The sequence below is a fragment of the Gemmatimonadota bacterium genome, assembly GCA_016720805.1.
In the GTDB taxonomy this organism is placed as follows: domain Bacteria; phylum Gemmatimonadota; class Gemmatimonadetes; order Gemmatimonadales; family GWC2-71-9; genus Palsa-1233.
The window spans coordinates 101417-119924 of sequence record JADKJZ010000014.1; the positions used below are offsets into that span (position 1 = coordinate 101417).

At 68.0% G+C, this 18508-nt stretch carries 17 protein-coding genes; 6 read left to right on the plus strand and 11 right to left on the minus strand.

What is annotated here, in order from left to right:
* Window positions 1–2 precede the first annotated feature (2 nt).
* A complete protein-coding gene (locus IPP98_10690; GenBank protein MBL0179576.1) occupies window positions 3–611 on the minus strand; it encodes a hypothetical protein in 609 nt (202 codons plus the stop codon).
* Window positions 608–1162, minus strand: coding sequence for a sigma-70 family RNA polymerase sigma factor (locus tag IPP98_10695; protein MBL0179577.1), 555 nt, complete (start codon window positions 1160–1162; stop codon window positions 608–610). Before IPP98_10695 ends, IPP98_10690 begins: the two co-directional genes overlap by 4 nt.
* Window positions 1163–1378: 216 nt before the next feature.
* Here IPP98_10695 and IPP98_10700 point away from each other — a divergent pair, with 216 nt between their 5' ends.
* Window positions 1379–1894, plus strand: coding sequence for a ferritin (locus IPP98_10700; GenBank protein ID MBL0179578.1), 516 nt, complete (start codon window positions 1379–1381; stop codon window positions 1892–1894).
* The gene (locus IPP98_10705) at window positions 1894–2493 is read left to right on the plus strand and encodes a hypothetical protein (protein ID MBL0179579.1); all 600 of its coding nucleotides are present in this window, start codon (window positions 1894–1896) and stop codon (window positions 2491–2493) included. Before IPP98_10700 ends, IPP98_10705 begins: the two co-directional genes overlap by 1 nt.
* A 157-nt stretch (window positions 2494–2650) precedes the next feature.
* Here IPP98_10705 and IPP98_10710 read toward each other — a convergent pair whose 3' ends face one another.
* From IPP98_10710 to IPP98_10745, 8 genes are all read right to left on the minus strand, one after another.
* Window positions 2651–3982 carry a hypothetical protein gene (locus IPP98_10710; protein ID MBL0179580.1) on the minus strand — a complete coding sequence of 444 codons (1332 nt, stop codon included), beginning with the start codon at window positions 3980–3982 and terminating at the stop codon, window positions 2651–2653.
* A 456-nt stretch (window positions 3983–4438) separates the two neighbouring features.
* Window positions 4439–4780, minus strand: a complete 342-nt coding sequence (locus tag IPP98_10715; GenBank protein MBL0179581.1) for a tRNA-binding protein — start codon at window positions 4778–4780, stop codon at window positions 4439–4441.
* Window positions 4781–4843: 63 nt separating this feature from the next.
* On the minus strand, window positions 4844–7297 hold the full coding sequence (locus IPP98_10720) for a leucine--tRNA ligase (protein MBL0179582.1): 2454 nt from the start codon (window positions 7295–7297) through the stop codon (window positions 4844–4846).
* A 255-nt stretch (window positions 7298–7552) separates the two neighbouring features.
* Window positions 7553–8362, minus strand: coding sequence for a hypothetical protein (locus IPP98_10725; GenBank protein MBL0179583.1), 810 nt, complete (start codon window positions 8360–8362; stop codon window positions 7553–7555).
* 85 nt (window positions 8363–8447) lie between these two features.
* The gene (locus IPP98_10730) at window positions 8448–9080 is read right to left on the minus strand and encodes a DUF502 domain-containing protein (GenBank protein ID MBL0179584.1); all 633 of its coding nucleotides are present in this window, start codon (window positions 9078–9080) and stop codon (window positions 8448–8450) included.
* Entirely contained in the window at window positions 9077–10165 is a 1089-nt protein-coding gene (locus IPP98_10735; GenBank protein ID MBL0179585.1) for an alanine--glyoxylate aminotransferase family protein, read from the minus strand. The genes IPP98_10730 and IPP98_10735 overlap by 4 nt, the downstream gene beginning before the upstream one ends.
* Window positions 10144–10773 carry an isochorismatase family protein gene (locus IPP98_10740; GenBank protein MBL0179586.1) on the minus strand — a complete coding sequence of 210 codons (630 nt, stop codon included), beginning with the start codon at window positions 10771–10773 and terminating at the stop codon, window positions 10144–10146. Before IPP98_10740 ends, IPP98_10735 begins: the two co-directional genes overlap by 22 nt.
* A gap of 140 nt (window positions 10774–10913) precedes the next feature.
* The gene (locus IPP98_10745; GenBank protein MBL0179587.1) at window positions 10914–11978 is read right to left on the minus strand and encodes a quinolinate phosphoribosyl transferase; all 1065 of its coding nucleotides are present in this window, start codon (window positions 11976–11978) and stop codon (window positions 10914–10916) included.
* A 191-nt stretch (window positions 11979–12169) separates the two neighbouring features.
* Between IPP98_10745 and IPP98_10750 the strand changes: the two genes are divergently transcribed.
* Window positions 12170–13201, plus strand: a complete 1032-nt coding sequence (locus IPP98_10750; GenBank protein MBL0179588.1) for a N(4)-(beta-N-acetylglucosaminyl)-L-asparaginase — start codon at window positions 12170–12172, stop codon at window positions 13199–13201.
* Between the two features lie 78 nt (window positions 13202–13279).
* On the plus strand, window positions 13280–14407 hold the full coding sequence (locus IPP98_10755; GenBank protein ID MBL0179589.1) for a BamA/TamA family outer membrane protein: 1128 nt from the start codon (window positions 13280–13282) through the stop codon (window positions 14405–14407).
* 116 nt (window positions 14408–14523) lie between these two features.
* Here IPP98_10755 and IPP98_10760 read toward each other — a convergent pair whose 3' ends face one another.
* Complete coding sequence (locus IPP98_10760) at window positions 14524–15666, minus strand: saccharopine dehydrogenase NADP-binding domain-containing protein (GenBank protein MBL0179590.1); 1143 nt, start codon at window positions 15664–15666, stop codon at window positions 14524–14526.
* 85 nt (window positions 15667–15751) lie between these two features.
* Between IPP98_10760 and IPP98_10765 the strand changes: the two genes are divergently transcribed.
* Together IPP98_10765 and IPP98_10770 are read left to right on the plus strand one after the other, a co-directional pair.
* Window positions 15752–16366, plus strand: coding sequence for a TetR/AcrR family transcriptional regulator (locus IPP98_10765; GenBank protein MBL0179591.1), 615 nt, complete (start codon window positions 15752–15754; stop codon window positions 16364–16366).
* 3 nt (window positions 16367–16369) lie between these two features.
* Window positions 16370–18493, plus strand: a complete 2124-nt coding sequence (locus IPP98_10770) for a cation:proton antiporter (protein ID MBL0179592.1) — start codon at window positions 16370–16372, stop codon at window positions 18491–18493.
* Window positions 18494–18508: the final 15 nt, after the last annotated feature.

Here is an 18508-nt window from a genome sequence, read left to right on the forward strand (position 1 = left end):
GCTTAGAGGTCCACGTTGCTGGCCTTGGTGACATGAACTTCCACCAGGGCATTCATCAGGCCGACGCGCTGTTGCCAGAGCGCCACTTCCTTTTCCAGTCGTTCCGCCTCGCTGGCCGAGCCCGCCCGGGCGAGCTCCGCATCCAGCGCGGCGATCTTGTCTTCCAGTTGCATCACGACTTCCGCGGTCGCACCATCTAGGACGCGCGAGTCGGGCTTCCAGTCGCGCAGTCGCTGTTCGAGCAGCTGCGAGTTGCTCATCGCCGTCTCGAGTTGCTGCTCGGCGTCGAGGGTCGGCGGTGCCAACAGGTGGCGGCCGACCACGGCGATCAGAAAACAGGCGGCGATCGAGAGACCCAACGTCGCGAGACGGCGCTGCCGAGTGTGCGACTGCTCCCAGTGGAGCCGAGCCTTCACGGCCGGGAACTGATCGCGACCCGGCGTCATGGTGGCCAGGGCACGGAGCCGCGCGGTCCGCTGGTGGAGGCGGTTCAATTCCGCCTGGCAGGCAGCGCAATCGGCGAGGTGCCGATGGGCCTCGGCCAGGACGGGCTCACTCCGGTCGCCGTCACGGACGGCAAGGAGCTGTTCCATCGAGAGGTGGGTGATCATGCCAGGGACTCCTCTCCCAGCCAGACGCGGAGGCGCTGGTGCGCCCGGGCCAGCTGGGACTTCGAGAAGGACGCCGTCTTCCCCATCTGGGTGGCGATCTCCTCGTGGGTGAATCCCTCCACGTCGTGCAGCCAGACCACGGCGCGAGCGGTGTCGCTCAGCCGTTCCAGGGCAGCCTCGAGGTCCATCTTGAGGGCGACCGAGGCGCCCCGCGAGGGGGCCAGATCGTCGTGGAGGTCGTCGGTGACGCGGTACTTGTTCCGCCGGAGGCGCATCAGCGCCTTGGAGGAGGTCACGGTGCGGATCCAGCCCCAAATGGAGCCATCTCCACGGTAGTTGCGAATACTACGACATACCTCGAAGAAGGTCTCCTGCAGCACATCCTCGGCGTCCTCGGTTGTGCGGCAGATCCGCCGGGCGAGGTTGTACGCCGGGGTGCTGTAGGCCCGGTAGAGGGTCTCCAGCGCGATCGGGTCGCCTTGCTTCGCGAGGGCGATCACCGAGTCGGCGTTCGGAAGGGTCATCGCATCCATCGTCAGGGCTCGTGTCATGGCAGCAGTATAGATGCAGGGACGGCCGGGAGCGTCGCAGGGGGCCGGACGAAGGGGGGCGGGGGGAGGGTTTCAGGACGGGATGATGGATGATGGATGATGGACAGTGATGAGTCCTGTGGGGGAGAGGCGGTCGGTCGCACCACCATCCACCATCCATCATCCATCATCCATCATCCTATCTTTCAGCCAACCCTCCACCGGAGCTCCGCCCGCATGGTGTCCCCGAAGCTGCAAGATGCCCTGAACGCCCAGATCAACCTCGAGCTCGCCTCCTCCTACGCCTACCTGGCGATGGCGGCCTACTTCGATGCCAATTCGCTGCCCGGCATGTCGAGCTGGATGCGGGTGCAGTCGGAGGAGGAGCGGGTCCACGCCATGAAGATCTATGACCACATGGGCGACCGGGGTGGCCAGGTGGTGTTGCAGGCGATTGCGGCCCCCGACCACGAGTTCGCCTCCCCACTGGCGGTCTTCCAGTCCGCGCTTCATCATGAGCAGGTGGTGACCCGCTCGATCAACGCCCTGTACGCCCTGGCCGTGGTGGAGAATGACTACCCGGCTCAGGTGATGCTGCAGTGGTTCATCAATGAACAGGTCGAGGAAGAGAAGAACGCCATGACGGCGATCGATCAGCTCAAGATGGCGGCCGGCAACCCGTCGGCGATTCTGATGCTGGACCAACTCTTTGGCGCGCGGACGGCGGAGCCGGCCGGCGGGGAGACCACCTGATGATCAAGTGGATTCTGGGCATTCTGGCGTTGATCATTCTCGCCGTGGCCGGCACCTGCTTCTACGGCTACAAGCAGCTCACTGGCGGGGGGAACAGCGCCTCGGTCACCATGGCGGGGACGCCGGAGCGGATCTTCGCGGCGCTGGCAACCGCCGACTCGATGGCCCTCTGGATGACCGACTCGAAGATCGAAGGCCCCTTCGGCAAGGGGCTGCTCGCCGTCGGTGACACGCTCCGGAGTCGCAGCGCCGCCAAGCCGGACAGCGTCACCGCGGTCAACAGTTCGTTCGATGGCGACTGGATTGTGCGCGAGGTGAATGCCCCGACCCTCCTGGTCATGGAGATGGTCTCCGACTCGGCCGGCGTCCGCAAGGCCATCCTCGTCCGGCGCGACTCGCTCGCCGCCATGGGCGACTCGACCATGGTCGTCACCACCTTCTCGTCGCCGCTGTTCGACTCACTCGCCACCACCGTCCGCGACAGCAGCAAGGCCGGCTCGTCCATGCTCGCCGGCGCCAACAAGATCATGCTCGGCGCGATGCGGATGGGGACACAGGGGGAGCTGGAAGTGTTGAAGAAGCGGGTGGAGGGGAAGTAGGCGTTAGTCGCTGGTCGTTAGTCGTTAGATGATTGTCGTAGGTCATAAGTCGTAAGACGTGAAAGGTGAAACGTGGCCCGCGTGGGCGCCCGTTTCACCTTTCACGTCTTACCTCCACACGACTAACGACTACGACTAACGACTAACGACCCACGACCTACTGGACGGCCACGATCGAAAACGGGATGTCTGCCGCCACCCCGGCGACGGTCGAGCAGCCCACGCGCACCGTGCTGGTGCCGCCCGCGGTCGACGAGTAGTCCCAATACTGAATCGAGCAGCGGCCGGCGGTCGTGCCGACCGGTGAGACGATGAAGCTCTCCTTCAGTGTCCCGCTCCGGGCGAAGCCGGTAAAGGCGACGTCCCAGACGCCGGCGGAGGCGCGGGTGATCAGCACGGAGCCGGTACCGCGCACGGCGGAGTTGGCCGGTGTGTAGCTGGCGACGGCCGGCTGGTCGGCCAGCGCGAAACCGAGCGAGGCACCAGCCCGCGCGCCATCGGCCAGGAGTATGGTGTACCGACTGTCGACCGGGGCGCCGGCGGCGTCAAAGCAGCGGACGGCGACTTCCAGCGCGGTGGTGGTGCTGGTCGGTGCGCCCGGCTGACAAACCGCGGCGGTCGGTCCGTAGGCGGTGACGACCACGCCTTCACGATCGCTTGCGCCGGCGCGCTGCAACCCGGCGAAGCGGACGACGTAGCTGCCGGTGGCCACATGCTCGGAGAAGATCGAGCGGCCCAGCGGGTGATGACGCCACGTGCCGGAAGCCTCGGCGCTGGCCGTCGGCGAATCGACCCAGGCGAAGGCCGAGCGTCCGGAGAGGGTCCCCGAGCCGATGACCACGCTCGTGGAGGACTGGTCGGCGAGCACGCCGGCGTTGTCATAGCAACGGAAGATCAACTGCGAATCCCCCCAGTTGTCATCCATGCAGAAGCCGCCGTTGGTCGGGCTGTAGGCCGTCACAAACTGCGCGTTGATTGCCCCGCTCGGCACCGTCAATCCCGTCCAGCCAACCGTGTACAGTCCGAGCCCGGCGCGATTCATCGTGTTCGCCGCGGCGGTCGGGTTGTAGCTGTACTCGGCGTCGGGCGTCGTGGCGCCGGCTGTCGCCTCGTTGTTGTTCCAGGCAAAGGCGATCCGGCCATCGACGACGGTGACCTCGGTGCTGTCCTTGATCGTTTCCGACTCTGCGACGATCCAGCTGCTCCCCGGTGCGCTCGCGGTGACGACGCCGCTCGCCGAGACGGTCGCGGTCGCCGACGTGCGCGATGTCCAGGTGATCGTGCGCCCGGTCAGCACGTCGCCACCGGCGTTCTTGGGCGTCGCCGCGAGGGTGGTGGTGAGGCCGGTGCCGATGACGACAGAGGGCGTCGACATCGCGAGGGTGGCGACTGGACCGGACGGAATGGGGTCGGGGCCGGTCGTGTCGGCACCGCAGGCGGTGAGCGTGGCCAAGACGATGAAGGGGAGCGCAGCGCGGGACTGTTGCATGGTGATTTCCTCGGGGGATGAAGATCCCGGCAGGTATCGACCGATGCAGGTGCCGAATGGGGGGGGGGGGGGGGGGGGGGGGGGGGGGGGGGCCGCGGCCGGGGGGGGGCCGCCGGCGGGGGCCGGCGGGGGCGGGGCGGCGCGGCGGCCCGGGGGCGGGGGCGGGGGGCAGGCCCGAGGGGGGGGGCCTCGGGGGGGGGGAGGGGGCCGGCCGGGGGAAGGGGACCGCGGGAAGGGGGGCCCGGTCGGCCCCGGGCGGGGGGCGCGGGCCGGGCGGGCCGGGGGGGGCGGCGGAGGGGCACGCCGCCGGGGTGAGGGGGGGGGGGCCGCCGGGCGCCGGGGGGGGCGGGGGCGGGGGGCCCGCGGCGGCGGGGGGGGGGGGGGGGGGCGGGGGGGGCGGCGGGGGGAGGGGGGGCGGGGCGCCCCCGCGCCCCCCCCCCCCCCTGGGGGGGGGTCTTAGAAGAGTCGCCCCCCGAGCGGCACCGCCAGCGTCGGCTCGAGCAGCACGACCGCGCCCTCGGGGTCCGGCACCCCGAGCACCAGGACCTCGCTCTTGATGCCGGCGATCCGCTTCGGCGCGAAGTTCACCACGGCGACCACGAGGCGACCAACGAGCTGTTCCGGGGTGTAGTGCACCGTGAGTTGCGCGCTCGAGGTCTTGATGCCGAGTTCGGCGCCGAAGTCGATGGTGAGGACGTAGGCCGGCTTCAGCGCCCTGGGGTTCGGTGCGGCGGTGAGGACGCGGCCGACCCGGATGTCGACCGCGAGGAAGTCGTCGAAGGAGATGTCTGCAGTCATGCGTTGGGCTCCGCTATCGATCATCGATCATCGATGATCGATGATCGATGATCGATGATCGATTCAGCTCGCCACCACAAACGACAGCATCCGCCCCGGCACCCAGATCACCTTCTTGATCTCGCCGACGAGGTACTTCGCCACCGCCGGATCCGCCTCGGCCGCAGCGCGCACCACCGCTTCGGTCGAATCGCGCGGCACCACCACGCTGCCGCGCGTCTTGCCGTTGACCTGTACCGCCACCGTGATCGTGTCCTCGATCGTCAGGACCGGATCGTAGCTCGGCCAGGCCGAGTCGAAGATCGTGGTCCGGTGCCCAAGGCGCTCCCAGCACTCCTCGGCGAAGTGCGGGGCGAACGGTGCCGTCATCTGCACCAGCTCGCTCACCAGGGTGCGCTCGGCGCAGTTCTGGTCGCGGAGGACGTTGACCAACTCCATCAGCGCCGCGATCGCGGTGTTGTAGCGGAGTTGCTCGATCTCCTCGGCCACGCGCTGCTTGACCTGGTGCCACTTGATCAGCACTTCGCGGCGGATCTCGGCGTCCTTGCAGTCCGGGTCGCTCGCCAGCGTGACCAGCTCCCAGACCTTGTCGAGGAAGCGGCGTGGCCCCGAGATGCCGGCATCGCGGAAGTCGCCGCCCTCCTGGAACGGCCCGAGGAACATCAGGTAGGTGCGGAAGGTGTCCGCGCCCCACTTGTCGATGTACTGATCGGGCACCACCACGTTGCCGCGCGACTTCGACATCTTCGCGCCGTCCTTCACGATCAGGCCGTGCGCGCGGAACTTCCGGAACGGCTCCTCGAAGTCGAGCATCCCGGCGTCGTGCAGCACCATGGTGATGAAGCGCGAGTAGAGCAGGTGGAGCACGGCATGCTCGTTCCCGCCGATGTAGCTCGCGACCGGCAGCCACTTCTTCGTGCGCTCGAGGTCGAACGGCCGATCGGTCAGCTCGCTGCTCGGGTAGCGCAGGAAGTACCACGCCGAGTCGAGGAAGGTGTCGGAGACATCCGTCTCGCGCCGCCCCTGCTTGCCGCAGGTGGGGCAGGGGACGAAGTACCACTCCGCATGGCGCGCCAGCGGCGAGACGCCGGAGTCGTCCGGGCGGAAGTCCTCGATCGCCGGCAACACCACCGGCAGGTCGGCTTCGGGCACCGGCACCGGGCCGCAGGCGTCGCAGTAGATGATCGGGATCGGCGGGCCCCAGTACCGTTGGCGCGAGATGCACCAATCATAGAGGCGATACTGCACCGTCTCCTTCCCGCTGCCGCGCGACACCAGCCACGACGTGATCGCCGCCTTGGTGTCCATCGGCGTGCGCCCGTCGAACTCGCGCGAGTTCACCATCCGGCTGTCGGCATCGACTCCGGTGTAGGCAGCCTCGAGCGGCGTGCCGGCATCGTCGCCGGGGCCGGCGATCACGCGGACAATCGGCAACGCGAACTTGGTGGCGAACGCGAAGTCGCGTTCGTCATGCCCGGGAACCGCCATGATGGCGCCCGTGCCGTAGTCCATCAGCACGTAGTCGGCGATCCACACCTGGATCTGCTCGCCGGTCGCCGGATTGAAGGCGGTGCTGCCGGTGAAGACCCCGGTCTTCTCCTTGTCGCCGACCTTCCGCGTCACCACGTCCTGCGCGGCCGCCTGCGCCCGATAGGCCTCGACTGCGTCACGCCGCGCGTCCGTGGTCAGCGCGTCCACCAGCGGGTGCTCGGGGGCGAGCACGAGGAAGGTCGCGCCGAAGAGCGTGTCCGGGCGGGTGGTGTAGACGGTGATCGCGGAGCTCGACGCATCGCTCGCGCGGAAGGTCACCTCGGCGCCGTGCGAGCGGCCCAGCCAGTTCTTCTGCGCCATGACCGTGGTATCCGACCAATCCATCTTGGTCGGATCATCGAGGTTGTTCAGCAACCGCTCGGCGTAGTCGGTGATCCGGAAGTACCACTGCTCCAGGACGCGCTGCTCCACAATCGTGCCGCACCGCTCGCAGGCCCCGGCAATCACCTGCTCGTTCGACAGCACCGTCTTGCAACTCGGACACCAGTTGACCGCGCCGTTCTTCTTGTAGGCGAGCCCCTGCTTGTAGAGCTGCAGGAAGACCCACTGCGTCCACTTGTAGTACGACGGCTCCGTGGTCGACAGGACATTCCGCCACGGGAACATCCCACCCATCCGCGTGAGCTGGCGGGTGAAGTTGGCGATGTTGCGCGGAATCAGCTCGGCCGGATGCACCCCGACCTTGATGGCGAAGTTCTCCGAATGGATGCCGAAGGCATCGAAACCGATCGGCTCGAACACCTGATAGCCCTGCATCCGCTTGAAGCGGCCGAAGACGTCGGCGCCCGTGAACGCGAAGAGGTTCCCGACGTGCAGCCCTTCGGCCGACGGGTACGGGAACATCATCAGGTTGTAGAAGGGGCGCTCCGCCCGGTCGAGGTCCGGCTCATTGGTGCGCTCGGCCGCCCACCGCTCACGCCACTTGGTCTCGACCATCTCGGGCAGGTACTTGTCGGGCTCGGACATCCTGGGACTTTCCGGGGTTCAGGTGGAACCCGGAAAGCTAATGGTGGGGGGGAGAGGGGGGGCGGTAACCAGTGACCAGTGACCACCAGTGACCGAGCGGTGACCAGTGACCAGAGGCTGGGGTGAAACGTGAAACGTGAGACGGTGGCTGCCCGAGGGCTCCCGTCTCACGTCTCACCTTTCACTGCCTGACCGGGTCACGGGTCACGGGTCACTGGTTACCTGTCACCAGGCTCCCCGTACCGCGGCGCTCGTTCAGCCGTTCGGCCGCCGCTGCGCCGTCCGGTTGCCCAGGTTGAGCGTGAACGCCTCGCCATTGACCGTGGCCGTCGGTGTCGCGGTGCCGTTGAAGGTGATGATCACCGTGCGGGTGACCGGGGTGCCCCCTTCGGGGGTCACCGTCACGACCCGGGTGACGGTGCCGGAGGTCGGCCACGGGGCGACGCCCTCGGCGCGGACCGGCACGACGACGTCAACGAAGGTCGCCGTCTCCGCCATGTCGTACGAGCGGTTGTTGCCGCTCTCATTGATCCGCGACCGCGAGGCCGCGCCCGTCGCGGTGCCGTTCGTGGTGCGGCTCGTCTCGGTGCCGAGGAGCCCGGTGTGGACGAAGTTGCGCGTGCGGGTGATCGTGGCGGTCCAGGGGCCGCGGGTGACGTCACCCTGCAGCGTTGCGGCGACTTCGATCTTGGCGGTCAGCATCGCGTCGTAGGCCTGCTGCACCGCATTCAGGCCGTCGTAGAAGGCCACGGTGCGCGTGATGGTCAGGCCATTGGCGCTATTCGGCGGGCAGGAGAAGCGGCCGCCGCCGAAGCCGCAGCCGTTCACGTTGCCCGGACCGATCGGCGGAGTCAGCTCGTCCATCAGGTTCACGGTGAAATTGCCATTCATGCCGTTGAGCCCTGCCATCACGTCGACGTCCTCGGCGGTGGCGTCGGCGGAGACCGTGGCGACGTCACTGGAGATGCGCGAGGCGAGGATCCCGGTGTCGTCCGTGCCGGTCGTGGAATCACTGCAGGCGGCCAGGGCCAGGAGGGCGGTGCAGGCAAAGAGGGTGGAGCGCATGGCGGTCATCCTTGGTGAGACTGTGAAAGCGGTGACGCTTCAAGTATCGGGGGTCACACCGGATGACGGAGGTTCGTGCGGACTGTTAAGGGATGATTGGTGATCGATCGTCGATTATCGAGTGCCCCGGCTCCACGACTCCCTTGCCGCCAGTCACCCCACCGGACACGATGAAGCTCATCACATCGGAGGAGTCGCCCTCGACGGTCACCACCCGATCGGCGGGGACGAGGACCAGGTTGCCGGCGATGTTGTAGGACTGCGGCAGGTAGACGGCCACGTGGCCGGGCAGGCCCAGCCGGGTCACGTCATCGGCGGTGACGAAGCCGAGGAACCAGAGATCGAGCGAAGGGTCTGGCTGGACCCGGACGGCGCGGTTGAAGCGCTTCTTGTTCCCGACGAACGCCCCCATCAGGTCCTTCGCCGCGGTGTAGAGAATGCGGATAAACGGGAGCCGTTCGAAGAGCTGGTCGAGCGTGGCGAGCGCGGCGCGCGTCACCACGTTGGTGGCGAGTGCGCCGATCGCGGTGATGCCGGCCATGACCACCAGCAGTCCGATTCCCGGAATCGTCAGCCCGAGCCAGCTGTCCACCCAGGTCACTGCCCGCCAGGCAATCCACACCGTCAGTGCCACGGGGAGGGAGATGACCAGGCCGCGCACGAAGTTGCGCGTCACGAAGCGGATCACCGGTTGGGGCCGATTGTCGGATTCGATCACAGCAATGGCTCCAATGCACTGAGCAGTGCGTTCAGTTCACCCACGGTGCGGTCGCCCATGTGTCCGATGCGGATGACGGTGTCGCGCTCCTCGCCCTTGCCGGTGGCGATCTGCCAGCCCAGCCCATCCAGGGTGCGGACCAGTGCGTCGGCGCTCCGTCCCTGGCGGAGGCGGAGCGCGGAGACGGTGTCGGCGCGCCGCCCGGGCGGGGCCATGAAGCGGCATCGGCCGTGGCCCGCCACCCATCCTTCGACTTGCACGCGCATCGCCTGATGGCGCGCGTACCGGGCCGCCAACCCCTCGAGCGCAATACGATCGAGCTGTGCATCGAGTGCGTGGACCACCGGCAGCGACGGCGTCTGGGGAAAGCGCCCCGCCACCGCGTCCGCGTGCAACGACACCGGATCAAGATAGAGGCCGCGTCCCTCGACCGCGTCGGCGCGTCGCAGGAAGCGCTCCGAGGCCACGGCGAAGGCGACCCCGGTCGGGACGCCGAGGGCCTTCTGGGTGGTGCCCAGGAAGAAGTCGGCGCCCCAGCGATCGGGATCGACGACGATGCCGCCGACCGACGAGACGCCGTCGACGATGGTGACGACATCACCGAGGCTCCGCAACAATCGGAGCAACTCGCTGACCGGCTGTACCACACCGGTGGACGTCTCCACGTGGACGAGCGAGACGGCATCGACCGGCGGTCCGTCCAGCGCGAGGGCCAGCAGCCCCGGCTCGAGTGCCTCGCCGTGCGGCACATGCAGCCGGACGACCTCCTTGTCGCAGCGCTCGGCGATCTTGGCGAAGCGCTCCGAGAAGTGGCCGGTGATCACGCAGAGGATGCGCTCCTCGACCCCGGCCCGGATGGCGGCTTCCATCATCGCGGAGGCCGAGCCGGTCACCGTCATGACCGGTCGTCGGCTCTGCAGGATGTCGCCGAGACCGCGCTGCACGCGTGCCAGCAACGCCTCGGCGGCCGCGGAGCGGTGCCCGATCGCGGGATGCAACATCGCCTGCGCGACGTCCGAATGGACCTCGACCGGTCCCGGGAGAAAGAAGCGGCCGGTGCTGATCACGCCAGCAGTTGCTCGCACGTCACGACCCGAATCCCGCGGGTCGCCCACTCCGACAGCAGCGCGCGGCCGTGGCCGGCATCAAGCGCCGCGACGGCGTCCTTCACCACGACCAGTTCGGCCTCGGGGGCGAGTCGGCGGAGTCCATCGACGGCCGCCACGACGCAGACGTCCGTCGCCACGCCGTACACCACGATGCGCGTCGGGGCCAGTGCCGCGAGCACGGTCGCCGCGTTCGGATTCCATCGGAAGACATCGGTGCCCGGCTTCAAGATCAGCAGGTCACCGTCGTGCCGACGTACCGTTGCCGCGAGCGCGTCGGCATCATGCGGCACGGCGTGGATGATGAGCGGCGCGCGCAACGTGCTCTCCGCCACTTTCAGTTGCCCGGCGGTGCCGCGCATGCAATGCGGCGGGTAGGTCGTCTTCCAGTCCGGGGTGCGGCTGATCTCGGCATGGCCAAGATCGTGGTCGTCGGCGGTGGCGACGATTCGGATGCCGTGGGTGTGCGCGTGCTGCGTCAGCCGCGCGAGCACCGGCAGCACCGCCTCGGCCCCGGGAACCGCGAGCAGGCCGTCAGCGGCAATGAAATCGTGTTGGGTGTCGACGTCCCAGTGGATCGTGGTCATGTTGGGTTCTCTGTAGGGGTCGTTAGTCGTTGGTCGTTGGTCGTTAGAGAGGTCCTTCGACTTCGTCCGCTGCGCGGACTGCGCTCAGGATGACACCCCTAACGACTAACGACTAACGACTAACGACCAACGACCAACGACTAGTCAACCACCGCCAGCCGCGCATTGCCCCGATACTCCCGGCCAACCTTTGCACATGGCTTCCCATCCACCCGCACGACGTCGGCGGTGAAGTCGAATCGCCCCTGAAAGAGCGACGAACCGACGCCGTAGCTGTCGACGGGGACACCGAGTTGCTCGAACTCGCGGATCTTGTCGACGGTGAAGCCGCCGGAGACGATGATGCGGACGTGCCGGTGCCCGGCGGCATCGAGGGCGTCGCGGACGTTCTGGACCAGCTGCGGTGTGACTCCGGTGGGCTTCACCCGTCCCATCTGCGGAATCACGGAACGGTCGACCAGCATTTCGCTGGTGTCGAGCCGCACGCCAAAGAGCCGGGACCCGAGGGCGTTGGCGAGCGCAAGCGAGGTGCCGACGCAGTCGTTCTCGAAGTCGACCAGCGAGACGAGGCGGACGTCGTCACTCATGTGCTCGAGGAACTTGCGTGCGGCGAGGACCGTGTCGCCGCCGTAGGCCGCGATCAATCCGTGCGGGACGGTCCCGACGCCCTCGCTGCCCCACCACGAGGCCTGGGCATCGGTCGAGACCCCGATGGCGCCGGCGATGTGTGCCGCGTAGCCGTCGCCAGTCTGCACCAGCCAGTGATCGTGGCGGGCCGGGAAGAACATCACGTCCTTGGGGTGGGCGGCCTCGACCACACGGCGCGTGTTGGTGCCGACCCGGGTGCGTCGTGCGAGGACGCCGAGGTAGAGCGTCTCAAGGTGAGCGAAGTCGGCGTACGCGCCCTCGATCTCCAGCACCACTTCCCAGGGGACGATGGCATCGCCGTCATGCAGGGCACGGACCGACATCCCCTGCCAGTTGTCGCTGCAGAGCTTGAGGATGGCGATTGCCTCGTCAATCCCGCCGAGAAACGCTTCGCTCTTGCCGAAGACCTGCACCGTCACGCGGGGCGAGTAGTCGTCGTTCAGCAGGATGTCGCGCGCGCGAACGAAGTATTTGTCGGAGTAGTAGCCGGCCCGCATCTTCTCGACCGGGAGATTGAAGATCGCCGGGTCGAGGCGGGGGCGAGGGGGAGGGGTCATGAATGAAATCTGGCGGCAGGGAGGGGAACGTGAAAGGTGAACGGTGAACGCTGAACGGGGGTGTTGGTGAGGGGTGAGGGGTGAGGGGTGCATTGGCGTCCCCCTCACTCCCCTCCCGCAGACCGCCCCCTTCACCCCTCACCCTTCACCCCTCTTATCATTGAAGCCTCACCTCCACCGGAGCTCCCCGCATGTCCGATACCCCGCTCTCCCGCCGCACCTTCCTCGGCACCGCTGGCGCCGTGGTCGCCGGGACGGCCCTGACGCCGAAGCAGGTCGTGGCCGCGCCGGCGATTCTGCGGGGTCGCTTTGCTGCCCCGGTCGCGATTGCGTCGTCCAACGGATTGCGCGGGGTGGCGCGCGCGGTCGAGTTGGTGCTCAAGGGGACCGACACCCTCGACGCCGGCATCGAAGGGGTGAAGATCCAGGAGCTCGATCCTTCGGATCAGTCGGTGGGTTACGGCGGTTTGCCGAACGAGGAGGGCGTGGTGCAGCTGGATGCCTCGTGCATGCATGGCCCGACCAAGCGCGCGGGTGCGGTGGGCGCGCTCGAGGGGATCAAGACGCCCAGTGAAATTGCGCGGCTGGTGATGAAGTACACGCCACACATCCTGCTGGTGGGGAAGGACGCGCAGCGCTTTGCCCAGTCCTTCGGCTACCAGGTCGAGGACTTGCTGACGCCGCAGTCGCGCGAAGCGTGGTTGCGCTGGCGCGCCTCGCGCGGAGCGAACGACAACTGGCTCGAGGGAAAGCCGGGCGAGAAGATGGCCTATACCACGGGCACCATCAACATGAACGTGGTGAATGCCGCGGGTGACATCTCGTCGGTCACCACCACGAGCGGCCTGTCGTGGAAGGTGCCGGGCCGCTGCGGCGATTCGCCGATCGTGGGCGCCGGGCAGTACACCGACAACGCCATCGGCGCCGCCGGCAGCACCGGCCTCGGCGAGATGAACATCATGACCTGCGGCGGCTTCCTGACGGTCGAGTTCATGCGCCAGGGGATGAGCCCGACCGATGCGGCGCTCGCCACCCTCAAGCGCGTCGTCGCGATGACGCCGCCGAGCCTTCTCGACGAGCGCGGCCGCCCGAAGTACCAGATCCAGTTCTACGCCGTCAACAAGAAGGGGCAGTACGGCGCCGCCGCGATGACGGCGTCGCCGTTTGCGGTCTGTGACGAGAAGGGGGCGCGGATCGAGCAGTGCGCCACGCTCTTCTCATGAGTCGCCGCGCGCTCCTCGCCCTCGCCCTGCTCGTCGCGCCCGCTCGCCGCGCAGGAACCGGAGCCGGAGCCGGAGGCCATGCCGCCTCGCGTCTCGTACTTCCCGTACCTGACCTCGACACCGAACGACGGCGTCTTCGGCGTGGCGCGGATCATCCGCTTTCGCCAGGCGCCGTGGGATGCACGCGTCACCAACCTGCGCGAGCACAGCCTCGACGTCGGCTTCTCGACGCGCTCCTCGTACCTCGTCCGCGGCGACTACAAGCGGCTCTGGCTCGACGAGGGGTGGCGGGCCCGGCTCCGCGTCGAGGCGACGCGCGAGACCCACTTCGGGAACAGCGACGACGCCGGGCTCCCCGATATCGACGCCAATTCACTGCGGCGCACCCGGCAGGACGGTTGGCTCGACGTCTCCCGCCGGCTGCAGGGGCCGCTGCAACTGGCGTTGCGCGGCGCGGTTGACCACCAGGAGTTCGCCGGGTCGCAGTCGTCGCTGATGATTCGGTATCCCTATGCGTCGCTGGATGACGGAACGATCGTCTGCGTCACCGCACCATGCCCCGGGTTCCCGGTGTCGCTCACGCAGACCGACGCGCAGCTGCGCGCCGCGCTGGTGCTTGACACCCGCGACAACGAGTACAACCCGAATCGCGGGCTGCTGCTCGAGGCCGGGGCGTTCACCGGCAGCGGTGGCGACGGCTACACCGGCGGTTACGGGATCGCGCGTGGCTGGATCTCGCCTCACAAGGGCACCCGCCTCACTGCGCGCTACGCCTTCCGAGCGGTCTCGCGCACCACCGCCGTCGGCATCCAGCACGAAATTCCCGGATGGGAATCGCCGGTCACGACCTTCGGCGGTGCCACGTCGCACCGCGCACTGCCGGTCGGCGCGCTGGTCGGCCGCGGCCTGCTGCTCGGCGGTGTCGAACTGCGCCACGAGCTGCTCGACTTCGGCGGCCTCGGCGCCATCACCATCCTCGGTTTCGTCGATGGCGGCCGCGCCTTCCAGGATCCGTCCCCGCTCGCCGATCCGGCTCCAGGGTCGCCGGTGCCGAGCGGCAAGCTCCGCTTCACGTTCAGGGAGTGGACCTGGGGCGCCGGCGGTGGCATCGGTGTCCGCGTTCTCCGCGCCGCGCAACTCAACGTCACCGCCGCCAAGGCGAACGGCGAGACGCGGTGGTATGTCGGGAGTGGGTGGAGCTGGTAACGGCGATGATCGATGGTCGATGATCGATGATCGATTGGCTCTCGGCGTCACAACGGCAGGCGGCGCTGCAGGGAGTCATCGACCATCGATCATCGAACATCGATCATCCTGCAGTTTCACGACTCCCGAATCACCACACCCCGCGCCGCCAGCCCCTTCACGTATCGGTCGTACGGCATCCCCTCGTCCGGCGTGGTCACGCCTGCACGGATCACCTGGTGGCGCACCTGGGTGAGCCCGGTGAGGGAGAGCGAGTAGCCGGTGCAGCGCATCATCGCCGAGATGTGGTGGACTTCGTCGAAGTAGTCGATGAGGTCGAAGGTGGTGCTGTGCGGTGCGCCATTCTTCTCGCCCGAGACCACGACGCGGAGTGCCACGAGGTCGCGGCCGTTCGGCTTGGTCAGCTTCGGCGTGACGGCGGCGATGAAGGCATCGCGGGGGACGACGTCCTTCCCCTTGACCTTGATCGGCGTCAGGTCGAGGAGGCCGAGCTCGCGGATCGCCTTCATCAGGGTCGCGTGGCCGGGGTACCGGAGGGTCTTGTACTCCATCTCCCGGACCTTCCCCTCGAAGGAGAAGGCCATCGTGGAGAGGCCACCCGCGGTGTGGAACGCCTCAAGCGTCCCGATCGGCTCGGCGAAGGGGACCGGCTCGATCTCGCTCAGCGCCTCGATCGTGGTGCTCTTGCCGTCGCGGAGGATCCAGGAGGGGGTGGTGTAGTAGTCGAGCGCCCCCTCCAGCGAGTAGACGATCTGGTAGTTGAGCGGCGGTTCCGGGTGCTGGGGGAGTCCGCCGACGTAGATTCGTACCCGGTCGGTGCGATCGAGGCGCCGGATCCCCTCGGCGGCGAGGATGTTGACCATCCCCGGAGCGAGCCCGCAATCGGGCATGATCGACAGCCCCTTGGCATGGGCCTCGGCCTCGAGCTTCTTCTGCTCCATGACGATCTCGGTGTTTCCGCCGAGGTCGGCAAAATGGCAGCCGCACTCGACGGCGAGCGCTGCCATCGGACCGTTGAAGTAGTACGGGATCGCGCTGAGGACGGCGTCCTGGCCCTGCATCACCGCCCGGACGGCGGCGTGGTCGGTGACGTCGAGGGTGACGAGATGGAGCCGGGGATCGTCAAGCTTCGTGAGGAAGCGGGCAGCCCGTTCCGGCTGGAGGTCCGCCAGCGAGACCGCGGTGACTTCCGGGTCCTGAAGCAGATCGAAGGCACAGGCGCAGCCCTGCAGGCCGGCGCCGAGTACGAGCATCTTCATTGGGTAGTCCTCTGATTCGGGTCGAGCGTTTGCCGAGACCGAAGATAATCCGCCCCGACGCGGGGTGTTCGTCCAGCCGAGGAGCATGATGGCCGACAATGCGCCGACCACCCGCGATCGCCTGCTCGAGGCGGCTCGGGAGCTCTTCACGACCCTGGGCTACCACGCCACGACCACCCCGATCCTCGCCAAGCGGGCCGGGGTGGCCGAGGGGACCATTTACCGGCATTTCCCGTCAAAGCAGGCCCTCCTCAACGCAGCGTACCAGGAGAGCCAGCGTTGGGGTGTCGCGGCCATCCGTGACGCCGTGCAGGCCGGGGGGAAAACGGCTGGCGAGCGGCTCGGCACACTGGGCCGGACCTGGCTGGCCAATGCGGAAAGCGACCCGGCACGGGTGCGCCTGCTGCTGAACTGGCGCCTGAGCGGTGAACTCGACGATGCCTCGCGCCTGGCCGCCAACGACTTGCGGCTCGGCCTCGAGCAGCTGGTGGCCGCCGGCAAGCAGGAAGGGAGCGTCCGGGCGGGGGTGGTCGAGTTGTGGACCTCGGTCTGGCTGGCGCTGGTCGGCTTCGCGGCGGAGAAGATCGCGACCAAGGAGTGGTCGGCGACCCATCCGCACGCCCTCGCCACGCTCGATGCCGCGTGGGAAGCAATTGCGTGGCGTCCCATCACCACCGCGCCGCCCTCGGTCGAGAACTGAGTCGTGGGTGAAGCCCACGCCTTCCTGCCGACCTTCGCGCTGGTGCTCTGCACCGCCGCGATCACCACCGTCGTCTTCCAGCGGCTGAAGCAGCCAGTCATTCTCGGGTACCTGCTCGCCGGCGTGATGGTCGGACCCTACGTCACGCTGGTGCCGGTCACCGCCGATCGGGTAACGACCGAGACCCTCGCCGAGCTCGGCGTCATCCTGCTGCTCTTCTCGATCGGCCTCGAGTTCTCGATTCGCCGCCTGCTGCGGGTCGGCGCCAGCGTCGCCGTCACGGCGCTCTTCGACGTGACGATGATGGCCTTCCTCGGCCTCACGGCGGCGTATCTCCTCGGCTGGACGCCGCGCGAGGCGCTCTACACCGGTGCGCTGGTGGCGATCTCCAGCACCACGATCATCGCAAAGACCTTCGAGGATCACGGCGTCGGGCGGAAGTTGCGCGACCTCGTCTTCGGCGTGCTCATCGTCGAGGACCTTGCCGCCGTCCTCTTCATGGCGGGTCTCGCCACCCTCGGGGCGAGCGGCGGCACCAGCGGCGCCGGGCTCCTCGGCACCGCCATGCGGCTCTTCATCCTGCTCATGGTCTGGGTGATCGGCGGCCTGCTCGTGGTGCCGCGACTGATGCGCTTCATCGTGCGCCTCAAGCGGCCGGAGACGACCCTGGTTGCCTCCCTCGGCATCTGTTTCGCCTTCGCGCTGCTGGCCCAGTATCTGGGCTACTCCGTGGCCCTCGGTGCCTTCATCGCCGGGTCACTGATCAGTGAATCGGGGAAGGGCCACGCCGTGATGGAATTGGTGCGCCCGGTTCGCGACGTCTTCGCGGCGGTGTTCTTCGTCTCGGTCGGCATGCTCATTCAGCCCGCCCTGCTGATGGAGTATCGCGTCGCGATTCTCCTGCTGGTGGTGGTGGTCGTCGTCGGCAAGCTGGTCTCGGTGTCGCTGGGAGCGTTTCTCGCGGGGCAGGGAACGCAGGGCGCGATTCAGGCCGGGATGAGCATGGCGCAGATCGGCGAATTCTCCTTCATCATCGCCTCGCTCGGCCTCGCGACCGGCGCCGTCGGCGGCTTCCTCTATCCGGTGGCCGTCGCGGTCTCGGCGATCACCACGCTGCTCACCCCGTTCATGGTGCGGCATGCGCCGGCGGCGGCGAGCTATGTCGATCGCAAGCTGCCGAGGGCGCTGCAGACCTACGCCGCGCTCTACGCCACGTGGGTCGAAGAGATGCGGCGCGCGCCGGCACGTCGCACGGCCGGTGACCGGGTGAAGGCGATGATCCGGTGGCTGCTGGTGGACACCGCCTGCGTGATCGGGGTGATCGTCGGCATGGCGATCTTCGGCGTGCGACTCGAAGAGGAGTTCATCGCCCGGCTCGGCATCTCGGCCTCACTGGCCCGGATCGGACTCTACCTGACCGCCGCCGCAGGATGCGCACCGTTTCTGCTCGGCATCTTCCGGATGGCTCGCGGACTCGCGCAGCTGCTGGCCAATCTCGCCCTGCCTCGGACCACCGGCTTTGACCGAGCCGCTGCGCCGAGGCGGTCGATGGTCGCGACGCTCGAAATCACCATCGTCTTCCTCCTCGGCCTGCCGGTCTTGCTGGCCACGCAGCCGTTCATCTCCTCGTTTCGGGGCGTGGTGGTCTTCGGGGTGATTCTGCTGCTGATGGGCTTCGGCGCCTGGCGGAGTGCCACCAACCTGCAGGGGCATGTCGCGGCCGGCGCAGAAGTGCTGATCGAGGCGCTCCGTTCCTCGTTGCCGCCGGAGCAGGCCACGATGGAGATGCCGACAACCGGACTCACCGGGCTCTATCCGGTGGATCCGGGCGCCGTGGATCGCCTCACGACGGCAACCCACATGCTCCCCGGGATCGGGGCGCCGACGCCGTTCCGGATGGAAGCGCACTACGCCGCGGCCGGGAAGACGCTGGCCGAAGTCGGACTGCGCGGGCGAACCGGGGCGACGGTGTTGGCAATCTCCCGCGGCGGAGTCGGGATTCCGGCACCGAGCAAGATCGAACGGCTCGAGCCGGGGGACACGCTGGTGCTGGTGGGCACCAAGGAAGCGCTGCGAGACGCGCGGCGGCTATTGATTGGATCGGCGGGGCAACCCGCGGCGGGGTGACAAGCCCCCACCCAC